This is a genomic window from Acetobacterium wieringae (assembly GCF_001766835.1).
Classification (GTDB): domain Bacteria; phylum Bacillota; class Clostridia; order Eubacteriales; family Eubacteriaceae; genus Acetobacterium; species Acetobacterium wieringae.
Window position 1 is genome coordinate 45,318 of the sequence record NZ_LKEU01000018.1, and the last position, 20,454, is coordinate 65,771.

At 44.8% G+C, this 20,454-nt stretch carries 15 protein-coding genes; 4 read left to right on the forward strand and 11 right to left on the reverse strand.

The window, feature by feature from the left end:
* The first annotated feature begins 97 nt into the window (after positions 1-97).
* Entirely contained in the window at positions 98-1,690 is a 1,593-nt protein-coding gene (locus ACWI_RS04495) for an FMN-binding glutamate synthase family protein (protein WP_070370234.1), read from the forward strand.
* Positions 1,691-1,830: 140 nt separating this feature from the next.
* Positions 1,831-3,045, forward strand: a complete 1,215-nt coding sequence (locus tag ACWI_RS04500) for an SHOCT domain-containing protein (protein WP_070370235.1) — start codon at positions 1,831-1,833, stop codon at positions 3,043-3,045.
* Positions 3,046-3,211: 166 nt separating this feature from the next.
* Here ACWI_RS04500 and ACWI_RS04505 read toward each other — a convergent pair whose 3' ends face one another.
* From ACWI_RS04505 to mtgA, 6 genes are all read right to left on the reverse strand, one after another.
* Entirely contained in the window at positions 3,212-6,250 is a 3,039-nt protein-coding gene (locus ACWI_RS04505) for a methyl-accepting chemotaxis protein (protein WP_070370236.1), read from the reverse strand.
* 67 nt (positions 6,251-6,317) lie between these two features.
* Entirely contained in the window at positions 6,318-7,832 is a 1,515-nt protein-coding gene (locus ACWI_RS04510) for a glycine betaine uptake BCCT transporter (RefSeq protein WP_278278278.1), read from the reverse strand.
* 55 nt (positions 7,833-7,887) lie between these two features.
* Positions 7,888-8,535 (reverse strand): glycine betaine-specific corrinoid protein MtgC, encoded by a 648-nt coding sequence (gene mtgC, locus ACWI_RS04515; protein ID WP_070370238.1) that lies wholly within the window; start codon positions 8,533-8,535, stop codon positions 7,888-7,890.
* A gap of 29 nt (positions 8,536-8,564) precedes the next feature.
* On the reverse strand, positions 8,565-9,995 hold the full coding sequence (gene mtgB / locus ACWI_RS04520) for a glycine betaine--corrinoid protein methyltransferase (RefSeq protein WP_070370239.1): 1,431 nt from the start codon (positions 9,993-9,995) through the stop codon (positions 8,565-8,567).
* A gap of 21 nt (positions 9,996-10,016) precedes the next feature.
* Positions 10,017-11,591 (reverse strand): glycine betaine uptake BCCT transporter, encoded by a 1,575-nt coding sequence (locus ACWI_RS04525; RefSeq protein WP_070370240.1) that lies wholly within the window; start codon positions 11,589-11,591, stop codon positions 10,017-10,019.
* Between the two features lie 40 nt (positions 11,592-11,631).
* On the reverse strand, positions 11,632-12,552 hold the full coding sequence (mtgA, locus tag ACWI_RS04530) for a [methyl-Co(III) glycine betaine-specific corrinoid protein]--tetrahydrofolate methyltransferase MtgA (protein WP_070370241.1): 921 nt from the start codon (positions 12,550-12,552) through the stop codon (positions 11,632-11,634).
* Between the two features lie 474 nt (positions 12,553-13,026).
* Between mtgA and ACWI_RS04535 the strand changes: the two genes are divergently transcribed.
* Positions 13,027-14,451: a sigma-54 interaction domain-containing protein gene (locus tag ACWI_RS04535; RefSeq protein ID WP_070370242.1), complete on the forward strand. Its 1,425-nt coding sequence runs from the start codon at positions 13,027-13,029 to the stop codon at positions 14,449-14,451.
* 90 nt (positions 14,452-14,541) lie between these two features.
* Here ACWI_RS04535 and ACWI_RS04540 read toward each other — a convergent pair whose 3' ends face one another.
* From ACWI_RS04540 to ACWI_RS04560, 5 genes are all read right to left on the reverse strand, one after another.
* Positions 14,542-14,799, reverse strand: coding sequence for an RDAC family protein (locus tag ACWI_RS04540; protein ID WP_070370243.1), 258 nt, complete (start codon positions 14,797-14,799; stop codon positions 14,542-14,544).
* A gap of 92 nt (positions 14,800-14,891) precedes the next feature.
* A complete protein-coding gene (locus ACWI_RS04545) occupies positions 14,892-16,709 on the reverse strand; it encodes a S8 family serine peptidase (protein ID WP_070370244.1) in 1,818 nt (605 codons plus the stop codon).
* A gap of 353 nt (positions 16,710-17,062) precedes the next feature.
* Positions 17,063-17,686, reverse strand: coding sequence for a DUF47 domain-containing protein (locus ACWI_RS04550; RefSeq protein WP_070370245.1), 624 nt, complete (start codon positions 17,684-17,686; stop codon positions 17,063-17,065).
* A 17-nt stretch (positions 17,687-17,703) separates the two neighbouring features.
* A complete protein-coding gene (locus ACWI_RS04555) occupies positions 17,704-18,750 on the reverse strand; it encodes an inorganic phosphate transporter (protein ID WP_070370246.1) in 1,047 nt (348 codons plus the stop codon).
* 138 nt (positions 18,751-18,888) lie between these two features.
* The gene (locus tag ACWI_RS04560; protein WP_070370247.1) at positions 18,889-19,461 is read right to left on the reverse strand and encodes a hypothetical protein; all 573 of its coding nucleotides are present in this window, start codon (positions 19,459-19,461) and stop codon (positions 18,889-18,891) included.
* A gap of 245 nt (positions 19,462-19,706) precedes the next feature.
* Here ACWI_RS04560 and ACWI_RS04565 point away from each other — a divergent pair, with 245 nt between their 5' ends.
* Positions 19,707-20,399, forward strand: coding sequence for a TetR/AcrR family transcriptional regulator (locus tag ACWI_RS04565; RefSeq protein ID WP_070370248.1), 693 nt, complete (start codon positions 19,707-19,709; stop codon positions 20,397-20,399).
* Positions 20,400-20,454 lie beyond the last annotated feature (55 nt).

The window sequence follows — 20,454 nt, forward strand, 5'->3', positions numbered from 1 at the left end:
AGTCATCCGGATAGGGTTGTTTTCAATGGCGATAACAACCGTTACGTTATGCCTGCTGTCTGATAAAGATAAAACTAATTTTCAAGGGGGAAAATTTATGAATCTTCAACAACCGAATGGCAATGATGCCACAGGTACTTTCAACCGATCCAAAAGTGTTGTCCCATGCTCTGGACTCTGTTCACGCTGTGTGGACGGCTGTCGCGGAAATTGCGAAGTTTTCAAGGCCACTTTCCGAGGCCGGGAGCTGATTTATCCAGGTCCCTTCGGCGATGTCACCGCCGGTGGTGATAAGGATTATCCGGTCGATTATTCTCATTTAAATATTCAGGGTTATGCCCTGGGTGCCAAAGGCTTACCCAACGGCGAAGTGGGGACACCCGACAATACCCGATTCCCCAACGTCAGCACTGAATGTGCCTATGGTTGGGACTCTAAAGTGGCCATGAATGTACCGATCTTTACTGGTGCTTTGGGATCAACTGAAATCGCCCGGAAAAACTGGGATCATTTTGCTGTGGGTGCGGCGGTATCCGGCGTGACCATCGTCTGTGGTGAAAACGTCTGTGGGATTGACCCACGTCTGGTTCTTGATAAAAACAATATGGTTATTGAAGCGCCCGATATGGATCGCCGAATCGAAGCCTATAAAAAATATCATACTGGCAAGGGTGAAATCCTGATTCAGATGAACGTCGAAGATACCCGTCTGGGTGTTGCTGAGTACATCATCAACAAACACCAGATTGAAACCATCGAGCTGAAATGGGGCCAGGGTGCTAAATGTATCGGTGGTGAAATCAAGGTTAATACCATTGAGCGGGCTATGGAGCTGCAGCGACGTGGTTACATTGTCACCCCGGATCCCATGGATCCCGTGATTCAGGCGGCCTTTAATGACGGTGCAATTCACGAGTTTGAACGCCACAGCCGTTTGGGCTTTATCAGCGAAGAAAGCTTTATGGCCGAAGTTGAGCGTTTAAGAGCTTTAGGTTATAAACGAATTACTTTAAAAACCGGCGCTTACGGTTTAAGAGAACTGGCAATGGCAATCAAATGGTCTTCAAAAGCTAAAATTGATTTGTTAACCATCGACGGCGCTCCCGGCGGAACCGGAATGAGCCCCTGGCGAATGATGGAAGAATGGGGTATGCCTTCTATTTACCTGCATTCAGCCGCAGTTGAATTTGCTCAAATTCTGGAAGCTCAGGGCGAACGGGTTCCTGATCTGGCTTTTGCTGGCGGATTCAGCAGTGAAGACGGTGTTTTCAAAGCATTGGCCCTGGGTGCACCTTATGTCAAAGCCGTTTGTATGGGCCGGGCCCTGATGATTCCGGGAATGGTTGGTAAAAACATCGAACAATGGATGAAAGAAAACAACCTGCCCAAAACAATCAGCGAATTCGGCTCCACAGCAGAAGAAATTTTTGTCTGCTACGAAGCTGTCAAAGAAATCGTCGGTGCCAAAGAAATTAAAAACATTCCTCTGGGCGCCATTGGGATCTACAGCTACTCCGACAAAATCCGGGTTGGATTACAGCAGTTAATGGCTGGTGCCCGATGCTTCAATACCGACAGCATCACCCGCAACGAACTGATGTCCCTAACGGAAGAATGTGCCAAAGTTACCAGGATTCCGTACCTGATGGAATGTGGTCGCGAAGAAGCCCTGTCAATTTTAAAAGGCTAATCCACTTTCTCTGAATTAATACCTTATCAGCCGACTGAATTTATCTTAAAGAAAAATTCAGTCGGCTCTTTTAATTTGCTATTTTGCTCCTTCACAGGTAAAATAAAATTAGCTTTTTATAAGGAAGAAGGAGATCACTCATGGGATTAAAAGATCTATTTAAAGATGTTACCGATCTGGCCAAGGAAAGTATTGATTCAATCCAAACTGATTTAGCCCTTAAAAAAGAAGAACAGGAACGGTTAAGAGCAGAAATGGATCAACGGATTAAAAGCTATACCGATACCCTGGTGGAACAACTTGTCAATCCGGCAGATGTTCCGGCCCGACCCCTGATCAATGCCGACGATGATGCGCTACTCAGCTTTACCAGAAATTTTAGCGAGAAACTGTTAATGCCTGTCAACAGTCCGGTATCAACAAAAATCAGTCTGTACCCCGATGAAGAAAAAGCCTTGAAAAATGTAACCAAAACCTTCCCCAGTTATACCACTGCGGAAAAATTTCTGGCTCAATTTAAAGATGGCAAGGGACAGACCCTGCTACTGACCACCAGTAACCTTTACTTTAAAATTCTTTTCCCTGAAAACCCGTCCTTTTTTGCGGTGGGCTCAATCCCCCGGGACAAACTCTTTTGCATTGCCATCAATCAGGGCGATGCCCACTGCACCCTGTTGGTTAACGGCATCACCTTGATCACCACTCCAGTGGAAGAAATTAAAACCATCGACATCCTCACCCTGACAGAATACTTAAAGCGCCTGGGCAGTAACGATTTTGTGATTGATGACAATCAGATTGATGCCTTCATCACTGCCAAGCTCGATCCCACGACCCGGGAAATTGTTGCGGGTTTTCTGGAACCGGAGGAAAAGCTGGTCTATTTTGCCTGGGGACTGGGTAGCCTGGTTGCCAAAAAGTTCATCACCTGCACCAGCCAAAAAATTGTTCTTTATGATCGGGAATCAAGTTCCAAAAAAAGTTTTCCCTACGACCAGATCGTGTCACTGACCACCCAGCCCAGTACGGTTTCTTTTCTGGACTTGTCACTGACCCTGGGCATGAACCCCAATGACACCGAGATCAAAACCATTGATGCCATCGAAACCATCAGCATCCTTTATGCCCGGGAAGCCGAGCGGGTCATCCAGATTTATCAGTCCCATAAGCCAGACGCTGCCACTGCAGCAGCCCCAGAGCAGGCCCCAACTGAACCAGGCCAAACCGAAACCACCGAGCCTACAGCCGAAGACCCGATTGCGATGATCGAAAAACTGGCCGGTTTAAAAGAAAAAGGCATTATCAGCGAGGAAGAGTTCAATCAGAAAAAGCAGGAATTGTTGGCTAAATTATAAGCTTGTCTCCGCTTTATTTTGATGCCACCTAAAAAACCGAGAACCGCACTTTTACGTGCGGCTCTCGGTTTTTTTAATTTTTAAACTATTTCGGTTAACATCGTCAAGCAACCATTCCCAATAACAGTTTGCAGGCTAATTACAGACCAATGTTGATTTTCACCGCTTAGTACTTATCCATTTCCATCGCATCCAGTATAATCTGGGGCTGATTCGACTCTACTTTAGCACGGTTATTAATCGGAGCGGTGTTTTCTTTTTGGCGCTGGGACTGTTCCTTAAGCTTAAAGGCTCCAACCATGGCCTTAAGCATTTCGGCCTGACCGGTTAATTCTTCACTGGCGGCAGCACTTTCTTCTGCTGTTGCCGAATTGGTTTGCACCACCTGAGAAACCTGTTCGATCCCCTGCGTGATCTGGGCAATTTCTGAGGCCTGATCATTGGACGCCTGGGCAATATTGCCCACCAGGCCGGTTACCTTCTCAATTTCATTTAATATTTCTCGCAGGCTTTCCGCCGTTTCATCAGCAATCCTTGTCCCAACCTCGACCCGTTCCATCGAACCTTCAATCAGTCCGGTGGTTTCCTTGGCAGCTTCGGCACTGCGGGCTGCCAGAGTTCTGACTTCTTCGGCAACAACCGCAAAGCCTTTGCCATGTTGTCCGGCCCGGGCCGCTTCGACGGCCGCATTCAAGGCCAGGATATTGGTCTGGAAGGCAATATCATCAATAACCTTGATGATTTTTGAAATATTGTTTGATGATTCATCAATGTCACCCATAGCCGAGATCATTTTGCTCATCTGTCCATTCCCCACCTCGGCATTTTTACGAACTCGCACCGCCAGCTCGTTGGCCTCATTAGCCCGGCTGGCGTTTTGTTTGGTTTCACCAGCCACTTCTTCGATGGAGGCAGTCAGTTCCTGGATCGAGCTGGCCTGCTCGGTGGTTCCCTGGGCCAGCGCCTGACCACCATCAGAAATCTGTCGGGCGCCAATCTCCACCTGGGCAGCAGCCACATCGATATCGGACATGGTGCTACTCAAGCTGGCACTGATGCCATTTAGGGCTTCCTTAATCACCAGAAAATCCCCGGAATAGGTGGAGGTGATCTCCTGATCCAGATTTCCCCGGCTCATTTCTGCCAGCGTAATGGCAATTTCATCGACATAACGTTTCAGATTCGCAATGGTCTGATTCATCGCTTCTTTAATGATGGCATGGTCGCCCTGATAATCGCCGCTCATTTGAGTATTGAGATTTCCGGCTGCCAATTCTTTGAGCGTTTCGGAGGCCTCGTTGATGGGATGAATCACGGCATCCAGGGTCTGGTTAAAGCCAGCAATGACTTTTTCGTACTCCCCGTTAAATTTTGTCTGATCCCCTCTAAAACTCAGATCTCCCTTAACGGCAGTGACCGCCATTTTTTGAGTTTCAGCCACCAGTAGAACAATGTTCTCCATCATTCCAATCAGACTCGGTATCAGGGTATCCTTATCACTTCGTTTACCGATGGCTTTTAGTTGCTGTAAGTCACTGAGTTCACCGGCCTCAATATGGTTGGCAATCGCAACAATTCGAACCAGCTGATCATGAACGGCATTAATGCCATTTCCGATCTCACCATAAATCCCCAGGTATTGACTCTCAATTTTTTGACTGAGATCATTCTGGCTCATCAATCCCAGGATCCGGTTGCCCTCCTGAAGTGCTCCCAGTCCCTCAATGCAGGCGTTGATGCTTTGTTTCAGCTTATCAAAATCACCCTGATATGCTTTATTGATTTTTTCGGGAATTTCACCCTGACCAATACGGTTGACATATTCAGCAGCAATGTTTAAGGGTCCTACAACCGCATCCAGGGTGGCATTCACCCCTTTTACAATATCCCGAAAGCCCCCGGCAAATGCTTCGGCATTGCCTCTGGTTTCCAATTTTCCCGCCACAGCTGCCTGAGACAATCGGGTTGCCTCGACGATCAAGTCGCGAATCGTCTTAATGGTTTGTTTCAGGGCTGGGGTGATTTCATCCAGATCATCTTTTTCTTCCAGATCAGCCGACACATCCCCAGCTGAGATCTGGTTCATGGTGCCAATCACGACGTTCTGAAGATCATCGGCAAACTCATCCATGGCCATCGCCATTTCGCCAATTTCATCCTCGGATTCCAGATTCAGGCGAATCCCCAGATGCCCCTTACCCATTTCTTTAATCATATGGTTGACACTGGCAATCGGTTTTGTGATGGATGTCGACAGTTTGTATAAAATAAATCCCAAGATCAGAAAGACAAACAATCCCGCCAGGGCGATTAACAGAATATTTTTGGTGATGGCGGCTTGAACACTGGCCATGGAATAACCGATGTTCAAGGCCCCCTGGAGTTCGCCATTGATGACAACCGGATATACCACATTATAAACATTGGCGTTTTCCGTTTCATTAAATAATTCCTGCGCAATCATTTCACCATCAAGAGCGACCGTTTTTATAACTTCATCATCCTGATAGCTTTTGCCTATATTGTCTTTGTTGCTGTCTGCCACCCCGACTAAATCTTTATCAATAAAACTGGCATAAACAATGTTTTCATCCGCTACCAATTCATCAATCAACGCCTGGTAGCCGAATTTTTCGGTCAGTTCCAGCACCCGATCGGCTGATACCCCAGCCTGCACAAATTCGCCGGTATTGCTCCTCACATAACCATACTTAAATAAGTTTCCCGTTTCGCTGTCGGCCCGGATTTCTTCCATCAGTTCCGGAGCCCCGCTGACCATAAACTCATGGATGGGATGATCTGCCGGTACAGTCCAGCCCAGATATTCACCATAGGCGGCCGTAAAAATGGTTCCTGCCGGATTATAGAGGTAAATGGGATTAATCCCGGTTTGCTGGGATAACTGGGTTAAGTATTCGTCGTTGACCCGATCACGGTTGGCAAAAATAATATTTCCGACACTGCGAAGCTGCGCCTCCAGCATTTCATTCATGGTTTTAACAGCTTCGGTATTATCCTCGATCCGACTGACAAAACGCTGGGATGACGAAAAACCATTTTCCCGCATCTCCGCCAGTAAGCTCTCCCGGGTCAAAAACGATGAAATTGCCCCAATCATCAGAACCCCGATAAGCACGCAGATCAGCGGCACAAACAGCAGTTTTACTTTAATCGACTTTCTTTTCTGGTTACTTCTTTCTTCCATCTCCGATTACCTTCTTCCCCTTTTATTTGATTATTTCATCCGATCATTGATCGTTTCGGGACACAATTTAATTGTTTTCCTCGCTGGAAAATGCCTTGTAGATGGCCACACACATCATGATAATAATCAGTAAAAACGGCAGGGCCATAATGATTGAGGTATTTCGCATGGCAACCAGGCCACCACTAAAGAGCAGAACGATCGCCATCAGGGAGAGCAACGTCCCCCAGATAATTTTAATGCGGGTGTCCGGATTTAAATCACCATTTCGGGAAAACATCCCGATGACAAAGGTGGCGGAGTCGGCAGAGGTCACAAAAAAAGTAATAATCAGAATTGTTGCCACAACGGAGATTATGCTCCCCAGCGGCAAATGGGCCAGGGTCGCAAACAAGCCGATTGTCACATCACTCGTCACTTTGGAGACTAAATCAACTCCGTCAAAAATTTCAAAATACAAGGCCGTTCCGCCAAAAACCGTAAACCAGATACAGCAAAAAATCGCTGGTAGAATAATGACGCCCAGGACAAATTCTTTCACTGTCCGACCCTTCGATATTCTGGCGATAAAGGTTCCCACAAAGGGGCCCCAGGACAGCCACCAGGCCCAATAAAAAATTGTCCAGGTACCAATCCAGGGATCTTTTTCAAAGGGTGATAAGGCCAGACTCATGGGCAGCAGGTTCTGCAGATAGCCGCTGAGACTGACAAAAAAAGTATCAAGAATAAACACGGTGGGGCCAAAGATAAAAACAAACAGCAAAAGCAACACGGCAATAATGATATTGGTGTTGCTGAGTATTTTTATTCCCTTGTCCAGGCCGGTGGTTGCTGAAATCAAAAACATAATGGTGATCACAATAATAATAACAACCTGGGTGGTAATATTGTTGGGTATATTGAATAAGGTATTTAAACCGCCGTTAACCTGCAGGGCGCCCATTCCCAGAGACGTTGCCACCCCGATGACGGTTAATATCAGCGCCAGGATATCGATTACATGACCAATCGGCCCCTTACTTTTTTCACCTAAGAGGGGGTAGAGGGTGGAACTGATCAGGCAGGGCATTTTTTTACGGAAAGTGACGTAGGCCAGGGCCAGACCAACAATCGCATAAATCGCCCAGGGATGAAGTCCCCAATGCAAAAAAGTATAGCGAAACGCCATCATCGCCGACTGATTTGAAGACGGTTCGATCCCCATCGGCGGTTGGGCATAATGAAAAACCGGCTCGGCGACGCCCCAGAAAACCAGTCCAATTCCCATCCCAGCGCTAAAGAGCATGGCAAACCAGGAAAAGTTGGAGTACTCAGGACGGGCATCGTCATCTCCCAAACGGATTTTCCCAAAGCGGCTAAAGGCCAGAAAAAGCGAAAAAGTCAGAATCCCCAGCACCGTTGCCAGGTAAAACCAACCCAGATCATTGGTGATTATTCCAAACAACTGACTGGTAGCGCCCAATAATTGCTCCGGGAATAAAAAGCCAAAAATGAGAAACAACAGAATGAGTATAATTGAAACGTAGAATACCATCTTGTTCACTTCCTTTTGATGCCAGAAAGGTGCCAAAATTAAAATCATTCTGGCACCTGTTTCGGCAATGTTAAATTATTTTATCATAGTTTTTAAGAATAATCTAGGCTAATAATTGTTTACACAGTTCAACCGCTTCATCAGCTGTTTCGGCCCAGCCATCAGCCCCAATATCTTCGCCCCATTTAGCACTGGTCGGGCCACCGCCGATAATAATTTTGTACTTATCACGAAGATTATTATCATTGAGGTACTCAACCAATGTTTTTTGCGATTTCATGGTGGTGGTCAGCAGGGCGCTGGCAGCGATAATTTTTGCTCCCACTTCGTCCGCTTTAGCCACAAATTCTTCGGCTTTCTGATCGATCCCGATATCGTAAACTTTAAAGCCAGCCGAGGTCAGCAGGGCCCCGACAATGTTCTTACCGATGTCATGAATGTCCCCTTCAACGGTTCCCAGAACAATTTTACCCTTATCTTCATAACCGCCATCACCTTCACCGGCAGCCAGCACTTCTTCCAGGACATCCATCCCGGCTTTCATGGCATCTGCCGCCATCATAACATCCGGTAGGAACGCTTCGCCGTTTGTCCAGGCTTTACCAACTTCTTCAATCCCTCCGATAAAGCCCAGCTGAACGGCCTGTACCGGATCTACTTTTTCAGCGATGACTCGTTCAGCCAGCTCAACTGCTAAATCTTCATCACCATCCACAATTGCATCTTTAATTTCATCAAAAATTGTACTCATTATTCTTCTCCTTTTTACCTTTATTATTGTTATTTAATCAATTCTTTGGTTCGTTTTTCAATAAATGCTTCAATTTTAGCTTTCACGTCCGCATCCAGCTCTGGTGCAGTGTAGTTAGCCAACACTTCCTGCCATCGGGCTTTGGCTCGCTGGTTGGTATCCAACCCATCTTTGGCCCACGCATCAAATGACTGTCTGTCACTTAAGGCTGGTCGGAAGAATTCGGTTTTAAAATTCTTACGCGTATGTTTCTGAGTCAGGAAATGTCCGCCTGGTCCTACAGTCTTAATGACGTCAAAGGCCATTTTTTCATCGCTATCACAATCAAAACCTTTTAGGTAGCGCAATACCATACCGGCGATTTCATCATCTACCATGAACTTTTCATAAGACATGGCCATGTAATATTGCAGAATCCCGGCTGTATGTAACACAAAGTTGACGCCGGTGGTGCTGGCTGCAAAGAGAACCATCATCGATTCATAACCGGCCTGGGCATCAACGGTTTTAGCATCACTCAAACCGCCGCCCCCACGACACGGAACACCATAGAACCGTGATAACTGGGCACTGGCTGATGCGAACAAGGCATTTTCCGGATTACCAATTGATAATGAACCGGTTGACATATCTGAGGCGGTAGAAGTTGATCCATAAACAACTGGAGTCCCGGGGTTGATACACTGAGCCAGGGTAATTCCTGCCAGAACTTCCGCATTCTGTAATGATAGCGCCCCTGCCATGGTAGCTGGTCCGGTTGATCCGGCCATTACCAATGAAGCAATAACCATTGGCTGTCCCGTTTCAGCGTAGGCCATTAAACCACCCAGCATTCGATCGTCATATTTAAGCGGTGTCACCGAGTTGATCAGGCAGATCAGAGCCGGTTTTTCTTTGATCACATCCAGTCCCCCATGAAGAATGGCGGTCATCTCGATGGAGTCTCTGGCAAATTCATAGCCAGATGAGCTACCCATAAAGCACTTGTCCGAATTGGTGATATGGCTGTAAGCCATTTTAAGATGACGGATGTCATCGGGCACATCAGTCGGTTCAACAACTGTCCCGCCGGTCATATGGATATTTTTGCTGGCACCAGCCAGTTTTACAAAATTATCATAGTCGGCCATGGTCGCATCGCGTTTACCACCATCTGCATCATAAATAAAGGGAGCGCCATAACCAGGCATGTAAATGGTATTACCATCGCCACAAACCAGATTGTGTTCAGGATTACGGGCATGCAGGGTAAACTGAGCTGGGGCCTTTTCAACCATTTCTTCGACAAAGTCCGGTTCCAGAAAAACGCGGTGTCCTTCGACCCGTTGACCATGTTTTTTGAAAATTTCGATGACCGGATCATACGAAAACTCAATCCCAATTTCCTTTAGAATTCTCATACTGTTCTTGTGAATCTTATTAATTTGTTCATCCGTTAATACATCAAATTTTGGTAACATCTAAAATACCTCTTTCTTTATTTATTCTTGACCTTCCACAGCCTGCTGTGCACTGCCAATGTTGTTTAACTCTTTACTGTTTATCAGTCCCTGGCTTTCATTGTAGTCGGCTTTCAGGGCTTTTAATATACTGACGCACATGACCAGCATAACCAGCATATAAGGGAAGGCGGCAACAATTGAAGCGGTTTGTAAAACTTTTAATGCTGATGTTCCACCAACCAGAATCAGCACGATGGTAATGAGACCCTGGGCAATCCCCCAACCGCCGCGAAGCTTTTTATCCGGATCCATATCGCCGCCGGAAGTCAGCATTGCCAACACGTAAGTGGCTGAATTGGCTGCGCCAACAAAACAGACAACAATCAGGAAGATCGCCAGAATTGAGGTGATCCCATATGCTGGCAGCTGTTGCAGCAGTGCATAGAGTCCAGTCGTATAATCTGCGCCAACGGCAGCTTCAATGGCACCATTGCTTATTGCGTTTAGATTAAAGGCGGCACCACCATAAATGGCAATCCAAATCAGTGAAAAACCGGAAGGCAGAAGGGATACAGCAATAACAAATTCTCTGATCGTACGGCCTTTCGAAACCCGGGCGACAAACTGTCCTACAAACGGTGCCCAGGCAATCCACCATGCCCAATAGAAGACGGTCCAGCCGTTAACCCATTCAACATTTCCCATCCAGAAGGTTTGTCCCACCAGGTTTTGCAGGTAGGCGCCCAATGAATTGGTAAAATTATTTAAAATGTAAACACTGCCACCAAAAACAAAGATAAACACCATAAAGGCGATTGATAGCCAGATTTTAATATCTGCCGCCAACTGCATGGCTTTATGCAAACCGGAAACAGTCGCCAATGTAAAGATGGCTGTCATAATTGCAATGATAATCGAAATGGTCATTGGTGTCGCTTCAATGCCCCAGATGTAGTTAAGTCCAGTAGCAATCTGGCTTGATCCAAAACCAAGGCTGGTTGCGACCCCAAAAATAGTGGCAAAAACAGCCAGAATATCAATTGTTTTACCAATCGGCCCTTTTACCTTATCACCAATCAAGGGATAAAAGGCCGAACTGATCAGAAATGGCATGCCTTTTCTGAATTGGAAATAAGCCAGACCTAAACCACCGATGGCAAAAATGACCCAGGGGTGTAATCCCCAGTGAAAGAAAACGATTCGCATCGCCAGCTCCTGAGCCGCCTGCGTTCCGCCTTCACCCATTGGCGGGGTCAGATAATGCATGATCGGTTCTGACACCGACCAGAAAACCAGACCAATCCCCATTCCGCCTCCGAACAGCATCGAAAACCATTGAAAATTCGAAAACTCCGGTTTGTCGTCATCTTTTCCCAGTTTGATTTTTCCAAAGGGACTGACCACTAAACCGATGGCAAAAACGATAAAAATCCCCACCGCAACTAAATATAACCATCCAAAATTCGTTGTAATGATTGCAAACAGCTGATTAAAAACAGCGCTTGTGCCTTCAGTAAAAAGCAAGCTTAATAATACAAATACTAATGCAATCCCCGCTGAAACATAGAATACGGTTTTATCCTTCATCTTGGCAGCTGGTTTTTTTTCTTCCATCACACGTAATCCTCCTTCTAAATTTGTTTTTAGAATTTTTTTAGAATATTTTCATTAGTGGTGTTTCCAAAGTACCCAGTTTGGTGCCGGTAATTTTGTTGCAATAAGCCATCATGGCATCGGTTGTCGCAGTTGCCTGATATACCCAGCCTGCATTTGCCATTGGTCCATAAAGAATGAAATCAGCACCATGAGTAACTGGGAAAGTAAATACTGAGGCCCCTGCCGCTTCAAAATATGGGCTTCCTTTGGATCGCATTTTTTTCCAGAGGTATAAAGCATTTGACGCTGCACAGCCACCTGGTAAACCATATTGTTCCTTGATATCGCGAATCGCCATCGCTGTCCAACTGCTGCTGGCAACATCGAGCACGCCGGGATCAATCAGGAATTGTTCGACCCCTGCCCGTTTCGCTTTGGTCAATAGGCCTTCATGTTTTTCATCCCCAACCAGCAATTTTACCCGTTTTGCCGGTTGCAGACTTTTCTTACTAAAGGCCAGAATAACAGCTGTTTTAACACCACACTCTTTTAACACTTCCAATTCTTCTTCGGTGCAGCTTTCTTCCAGCGAATTATAAATAATTCTGCTCATGGCAGCTTCATCTTTAGCAAAGTGTTTAAGGGTATCCATTCGAACTTCCGGACTGGGACTATCCAGTAAAATTGGTGAAGATGTATTCTTTAATACAAACTCGACATGTTTGGTCAATGCCACCTCGGTATCGCCAAGAACATCAACAATTCTGGGATTACCGGTTTCTGCTGACAATTCGGCTTCGGTATCCAGTAAGCCTTTCGCTGCATCTTCATCAAAAATCCCTTTTTCTGCATCTTTTATAATTTTATGGCCCCGATAAAAAATACTGCCAATTAAAACCGTCGGATACTCACCCGGTTGTCCACCAATTTTGGTGCCATTAATGTCGTAAACAAATTGATCTGTAGTAAATCTAAACATTTTGTACTCCTTCTAAAATAAAACTTAATAATTGCGAAACTCACAAACAAAAAACAAATTGCCCTTCTCCTCTAATCATCTGGTCTTATGCGATGGCTTCTGTTTTTCTTTCTCGTAGTCGTATCGATTCACTATCTTTTTTCTCCTTTCTCATATATTTACGAGATGTCGTGTTTGATCTGCCAATATGTATCGCAATTATCGTGCCAAAACAGCAAAATACCTTATATTCTATTTATAGCCATTTTTGACCATTCGTAACAAATTCTTTTTTTCAGAAATGAAAAGCGACCCGTTTATTTTTCATTTTTGAAAAATCCCGATAATTTTCTTTTTCACTTGAATAACAGACGATTTTGATTTATCATCAGTTCATCGATGAAAACGATTTTTATCAGGCTGTACTTTCACGGCATGATGAAATCGCACTAAATAATAAGGAGAACATATCTTAGAATATGTGATACGTAAATAATGATTACCAATGCATTTAATCACAGTCCGGAATATCAGGCGTATCTGAAAACCCTTTCCAGCGAATTTTTTCTGGACATTCTGGAGAATAGTTTTATTGAAGTAACCGTTACTGATAAGGATGGCAAGGTTCTCTATGCCAATCCGGCCTGTCTGGAATACCATGGCATTTCTGCCGAAAAAATGTGGAAGTTAAATTTCTTAACCTCTTTTCAGGGCTTCTGGACTCCCCCTTCGACGGCAACTGCCATCAAAAAAAAACATACCATCATCTCCCGCCAGCGATCCCTGCTTACCGATGAGGAACACATCACCATCACTACCCCGCTTTATAATCCCGATCACGAGTTGGTGATGCTGGTTTACAACACCTTAAAACGGGAGTCGTTTGTGGAGTTTGACCTGGATTATCTGAATCCGGAAAAAGAAACCGATGAAGATGACGAACTAAAAGCGCACAAAGGTTCCCGTGAGGAGCGAACCAAGGCCAGCAACAACATTGTTGGCCGCAGCTACATTCTCTACCAGACCCTGCATAAACTGAAGAAAGCGGCCAAATCCGACATCCCGATTCTGTTATTGGGTGAAAGCGGGGTTGGTAAGAGTCTGGTGGCCAAGTTTATTCATGATTGCAGCCCCCGGAAAGCCAACCCGTTTATTTCGATAAACTGCGCTTCCATTCCCGATAACCTGATTGAAAGCGAGCTCTTCGGCTATGTCCCCTATGCCTTCACCGGTGCCAGTCCCAAAGGAAAAAAGGGCCTGGTGGAAATGGCTGATAACGGCACCCTCTTTCTCGATGAAATCGGCGAATTGCAGCCCAATATCCAGGTTAAACTGTTGGATTTTTTGGAAAATAAGCGCTTCACCTCAGTTGGTGGCTTGGAATCCAAAACCGTCAATACCCGGATTGTCACCGCCACCAACAAGAATTTAGAGGATCTGGTCGCTAAAAACAGCTTCCGGGAAGATCTCTACTGGCGAATTAACGGCATCACCCAAACCATCCCCTCACTTCGGGAACGGCGGGACGATATTTTTCCGATTGCCCAGTATTATTTGAAGGAATACAATAAAAAATATAATCAGAATAAGGTTTTCTCAAATCCGGTAATCGAATCTCTGATTCAATACGACTGGCCGGGAAATGTCCGGCAATTGAAAAACGCCGTGGAGCAGATGGCAGTAATGAGTCTTGGCAGTGTTATCGGTATTGATAAACTGCCCGAACAACTGAGTTCCTTTTTCGCTAATGAGGGAATTAAAAAAAGACAGGTCATTTTTGATGACCTGGTTGAGAATTACAAACGGGGACTGATTGAAGATTATTTTGAGATCTACGGCAACATCAATGACCTGGCCGATTCTCTGGGGTTAAGCCAGACGACAGCTTATCGCCTGGTGAATAAGTACATCAAAAAATAACAACACCATAAACAGGGGGCTGAAAAGCTCCTTTTTTGGGTGTTGTATTTAAGTGGGCCGATCCCACCAAGTCACGGTTTAATATGCTGTTTAAAATACCAGGGAACGATCCTTTGACCAGAACGATTTCTTATCCCAACTAAACTCAACATCGGCATGAATCTCGGTAAAATAATTCTGGATCAACCCATTCAAAACATCCAGGTTATCAAACCGATTATCTTTATCCATCGATTCAATCCACATGCTCTGCCCGCCGCAGGCATCACTCAAGTGCACCTTATACGCCAAATCCCGTTCTGTAATACGCCTATTTATCTCACTGATATTATCCCAGGTAATAATCATCTCCTGACACTCCTTCCCATAATGATTTCTTATACGTTCATTACCCATAAAAACTGCTTTTATTCATAAAATTTTTATTGCCAATTCTTTTTTTAGCTGACAAATGGCCGACTGGTCGATCCGGGTGCTGTCGCACCTTTAGGTACAATGCGAATTTCGATCGCTTCCAGTCGCAGAGACTTTCCCTGAGTTCCGGAGCTACCGCCATTTTTGGCCCAATCCAACCAGCCGTAATTCTGGCTGTGAACCCGATAATAGACATCGTAGCTGGTTGCCGCAGCGCCGGTCAAACGAATTTGAATCGCCTCCAACCGCAGGGATTGGCCAAAGGTTCCACTGGTTTGACCATCTCGCTTAAAACCCTGCCAACCAATGTTCTGAACATGGGTCTGATACTCAATCCCGAGATCATTGCCCAGATTATTCATTTTTATCTCAATTCCCTCCAATCGCAGGGATTGGCCTGATGTACCACTGCTCTGACCGTCACTTTTCCAGTCCTGCCAGCCGATATTCTGGACGTGGGTACGATAGGTCGACCCCACTGTGTCACTTGAATGAATGGCTGCCACCGCCAAACCCAACTGAATCAACCCACTACCATAGTAAGGATCGCTACCGGTTGTTCCCAGATCCAGGGCGGTACTTTTTAGAAGCGTTTCAACCGCTTCGGCATCGAGACTGGCATCCGCTGCCATCAATACTGCACAGGCGCCAGCCACAATCGGACTGGAAAAAGACGTACCACTGGCATATTCGTAGCCGCCACTTCTGGCGGTGGTTAAAACGGATTGGCCTGGGGCCACCAAATCCACCCGATCATTATACTGAGAAAAGGAAGCCCGGTTGTTATCCTTGTTTGTAGCACCTACCGATATAACATGGTCATAAGATGCCGGATAGGCATATTGTCCCACCCGGGAATTCCAGGACTCACCTTCGTTACCTGATGATGCCACCACTATTTTACCGGCGCTGACCGCCTCACTAACTGCTACCGCCAGTGAAGAAAAGGTTCCGTATCCGCCAAAACTCATATTGATGACCTTTACCTCCGGCCGCTCTGCAGCCGAAAGAATGGCAGCGCAAATATAGGCCACATCCAGCTGAGTATCCCCGCTATACATCCCCCCGGTACGGTAAGGGGCAATTTTAATATTGGCCAAACCGGAAATTCCCGCTGTGCCAATTCCATTATTGGTAACCGCCGCAATACACCCACTGACAGCAGTACCGTGGCCAGCCAGATCCACCACGTTTGTCTTGCCGGTCACAAAATCATACCCGGCCACCGTGTTGCCAATCAGATCCGGATGATTGACATTTAATCCAGTATCAATCACAGCCACTACCACCGGGTCGGCATTGGATATCTGGTTCCAGATCTGATCGGCACCGATTCGTTGAAACTGCCAGGCCGAACCATTGGTCACATAAGGATCATTGGGCAATGATGTCACTTGAATTTTGTCGTTTTTATCCACCGTCAGGACATTGGGATTCTGAGCCAGATCAGCCATCAGCGCATCCACATTTGTTTTATCACTGACTTCGATCAGATCAACCCGGTTCGATAGCTGCTCTCCAGAAGCCACCTCCTCGGTAGTCAATGCCAGCTCTTTAACATTGTCTTCACCACTTTTGGCGTAAACAATAATGATTTGTTGCTCCAGATTTTCGTTGGTATTTACTTCCGGCAGCTGTTCCATGGTTTCAATCTCGGTAGGTTCCCCATCACCGGATTCCGCCCCGTCACCCCCTGGCGCACTCATTTCCACTGGCGTTGTCGTCATAATAGACTGAACTGCCGGATTAACTGAATCTTCTGCGTGGCTCGTCGCTGGAAACAACAAACAAAAAACGGTCATGATTGCCAATCCTCGTTTTAATATGCCAAATCTCTTATTCATGATGTCCTCCTGCGCTGTTTCTGGCGTTGGTTTTGTTTACATTATCATTCATGATGTAATCCTTTACTCTTCTAATACTCATGCCATTTAGGATATATTACTATAACATAAATACTTTATTTTCTGCATCATTTCAGACAATGCTTAAAGATTTTAATATTATATTTGCTTAAACGGATCGATTTCTTTTGTAAATCAAACATAATAAAATTATTCCATATATTTTTAACATCACTTACTCTTAATACTGTCTTAAAGCGCCTCACATTATTGAAAGGGTCGCCAAAAAAAGAATCTACATCCATAGACTTTTCTTCATATCATTTTGTTTCTTAGATATCTAATAACCAGCTTTATGTCAGCCTCACAATAATCCGATGCAGTACATCCACCGTTTCTTCCAGGTTTGTTGAAGCATCTTTGATATGATGATAAACTTCCCGTTTCTTTAGAGCCTCCATGGGGTCGGTTCCAGCAAATACAAACACCATGCCATCCATATAGAGTTTTTCGATTTCCCGGTGGGTCGCTCTCATTTTGCCCACCGCTTCCTCAGATTTGCCATGGTTCTTTTTAAGATCTTGAACCGCCTCAGCAAAAATTTCCACGCCTAAGTTTAACTGTTCCACCATACTGATGATGGTTTCATTGGCTTTGACATCAAAGGTTTTCATGGAAATAAGCGTTGACTGCGCGTATTTAAGAACCCGGTTCATCCCTACCGATATGGAGTAGATATCCCCCCGGTCAAAAGGCGTTGCAAATGCTTCCGTCAGATTTTTTTCCATTTCCATCCGGATTTCATCCGCTTCCTTTACATATCGGGTCAATGCTTCACAATCCGATTCTGCTGAGCTTTTCAACCAATCATATAAGGCACCTACCCCCAATGCATTGCTTTGGGCCTGCATAAACAGCATCTGATGAAAATGATATTTTATTGGAAAAATCCGATCAATTATATTTCTTTTCTCCATTATGTTTTTCTCACTTTCTAAATCACATTAAAAATAACTGTTGTTATGGTATAAATAAAGGCGGATACCAAAGCCGACAAGGGAATGGTAATACACCACGCTACCAGAATTTCTTTAACGATACCCCAATGAACCATTTTATATTCATCGCCAGCACCTACTCCCATAATCCCACCAACGACAACATGCGTTGTTGAAACCGGTGCCCCAACCAGGTTTGCCCCTAAAATCGAACTTACCGAGGATAATTGCGAATTTAAGCTATGCAGCGGTTTAATATCAAAAATGCCCCGTCCCAGCGTCTTCATGATACTCCATCCACCCAGCAAGGTGCCCATGAACATGACAATTCCACCACTGACCCGAGCCCATAGCGGTGCCGAATGAACAACCGTGCCGCTCCAGGCGGCCAGAGCCAATGTGAATAGCCCAATAATCTTTTGGGTATCATTGGACCCATGGCTGTAAGCAAGACCCGCCACGATGAACCACTGAATTTTATTGATCCGCTTATTGATGGAAACCCTGGCATTACGCAACAGCAGCTTTGTCATTTTTTCCAGAAAAAAGGCAATCGCAAAACCAATAACCGGAGACAAAAACAAGGCCATAATCACTTTTACAATACCGGTGATTTGGTGGCTCTCACCAATCAGCTCTGCCCAGCCCCATAAAATATGTTCATAACCAGAAGATACCATCACAGCACCAATGATTCCGCCGATGAGTGCATGGGTGGAACTGGAAGGCAACCCCAATTTCCAGGTTATTAAATTCCATAAGGTCGCTCCGAAAACTGCCGCAAAAAGAATCGTCAATAAAGCAGCATCGGTTGGCAGATCAATCAGCTCTGATATCGCATCAGCCACCAGATTCCCGCCGACTACCGCCCCAATCAGACCAAAGATAGAGGCGACCGCAATGGCTTGTTTCGGGCTGGCGGCTCCACAATTGATAAAGGTTGCCACCACCGAACTGGCATCGTGAAGCCCATTTGTCAATGCAAAAACAAGGCCGATTATAATGACTAAAACTAATATGATTGTGGCACTTACTGATATCATTTCTCCACCCCTAAATCTTGCTAATATTCAATATAATGTATTTTTATTTCCATGTCAGCAACCTGATCAGTTGCCATAGTAATTACCCGATAAAAAATATCTCAAGCTGCCAAAAGACAGTTTGAGATATTGTTCTCATTAATCGAAAAACATCACATTACTGGTGGTTCCATCCGTTAGAAAGACAGCCTGAAGCATGGTTCCATCCTGGTTAACCCAAACCCTTATATAGCTAACCTTATTATCTTCAAAGGGAATCTGCGTCGCACTGGTTTCGGTCCCATCGCCGCCGAGGATCTTTTTGACTTCGTCGTACGTCGCTCCATCAGGAATACTCTCTGCCTGCGCCTCGGTTACCGGCTTTGTTGTTAAAAAAGCCAGATCTTCGGTCATCGGATAAAACAAGGTTTTACTGGTAGCCAATCCATTTTCGTCAAACAAAACACTCACCCCAAAACCGGTGTTATCATTCACATATGCAAAGCTGTTTTTCATTTGGGCACTTTCGGTCGGAAGCACACCCAATTCGGCATCGACCTGTTCCTTGTTCTGATCTAATTGCACCTTATCATAAAACTCATACACGGTATCTCTCGAAACATTAGATTGACCGGTAGCACTGCCACTAGTTGTATTTCCGCCGCATCCTACCAGAACGGACACCAATATCATCACAACACCCGACACAAGCAATAACTTAAGTCTATTCATTCCATAACCCTCGTCTTTCTTAATTTCAGGATTGAATCAGCTTCAAAATTTCGGCTGTTATTTAATTATATAATTTTTACCCGAATATGTACATCTTAAATCTTGATTCGCTTCTTTTTATCTTTTTTTCTTGTTATCATTTCAATAACTCAGCACAGTCTCCATACAAATAAATTAGACATGGACGACGTTTCATTTTTTATGCTATTATATCCTTATACTACAAAAGAATGAGGACAGCCACCATGAATACCAGAGATAAAATCTATAATACCGCCAAACGGCTATACCTGGAAAACGGTTACGCCAACACACCAAACACCATGATCGCCAAAGAAGCTGGAGTCAATCTGGGTTTGGTCACCTATTATTTTAAAACCAAAGACATTATCGCCAGTGATATGCTCAATTACAATTATGAGACGCTCTATTCGCATTTGCTTAAGTATCTCCCCACGGATGATGAATTGTTACAGTTAATCACCTTTTTTAAATTACATTTTAAGCTGACCGGAATTGACCCGCACTATGACCGCTTTATTTACGAAATGAATAAATTCGATTTACTTGAAAAAGCCACCCGGGATGGCAATCTTTATGAACTATATAAAACATTGGTTGCCCAGAACAATCAAATTGCCAGCTCCGACAAAGGTCTCACCCTGGATTGTGCTGTAACTGCCTCTTTTGGAGTAATTCGGGCCTTAACCATGAAGCAGTACGAAAAGGAAATCCAAATTTCAAAAGAAGAAATTTTCGATCTCTGTATCAATCAGATGTTTTACTCGCTAAAAATTGATTCGAATCATTTGCTAATTAAGTCTCTAATCAGCTCAGCCAACTGTACCATTGATCGATTGCTCGAAGAATATCCCCAATTAACGCAAGTAAAAAATTATTTGTATATCGAAGATGCCGCTATTGTTCGCAAACAATAGCGGCATCTTTTATTTTTTGTTTTATTGAGATATTAATCGTTTTCTTAAGGCTTTT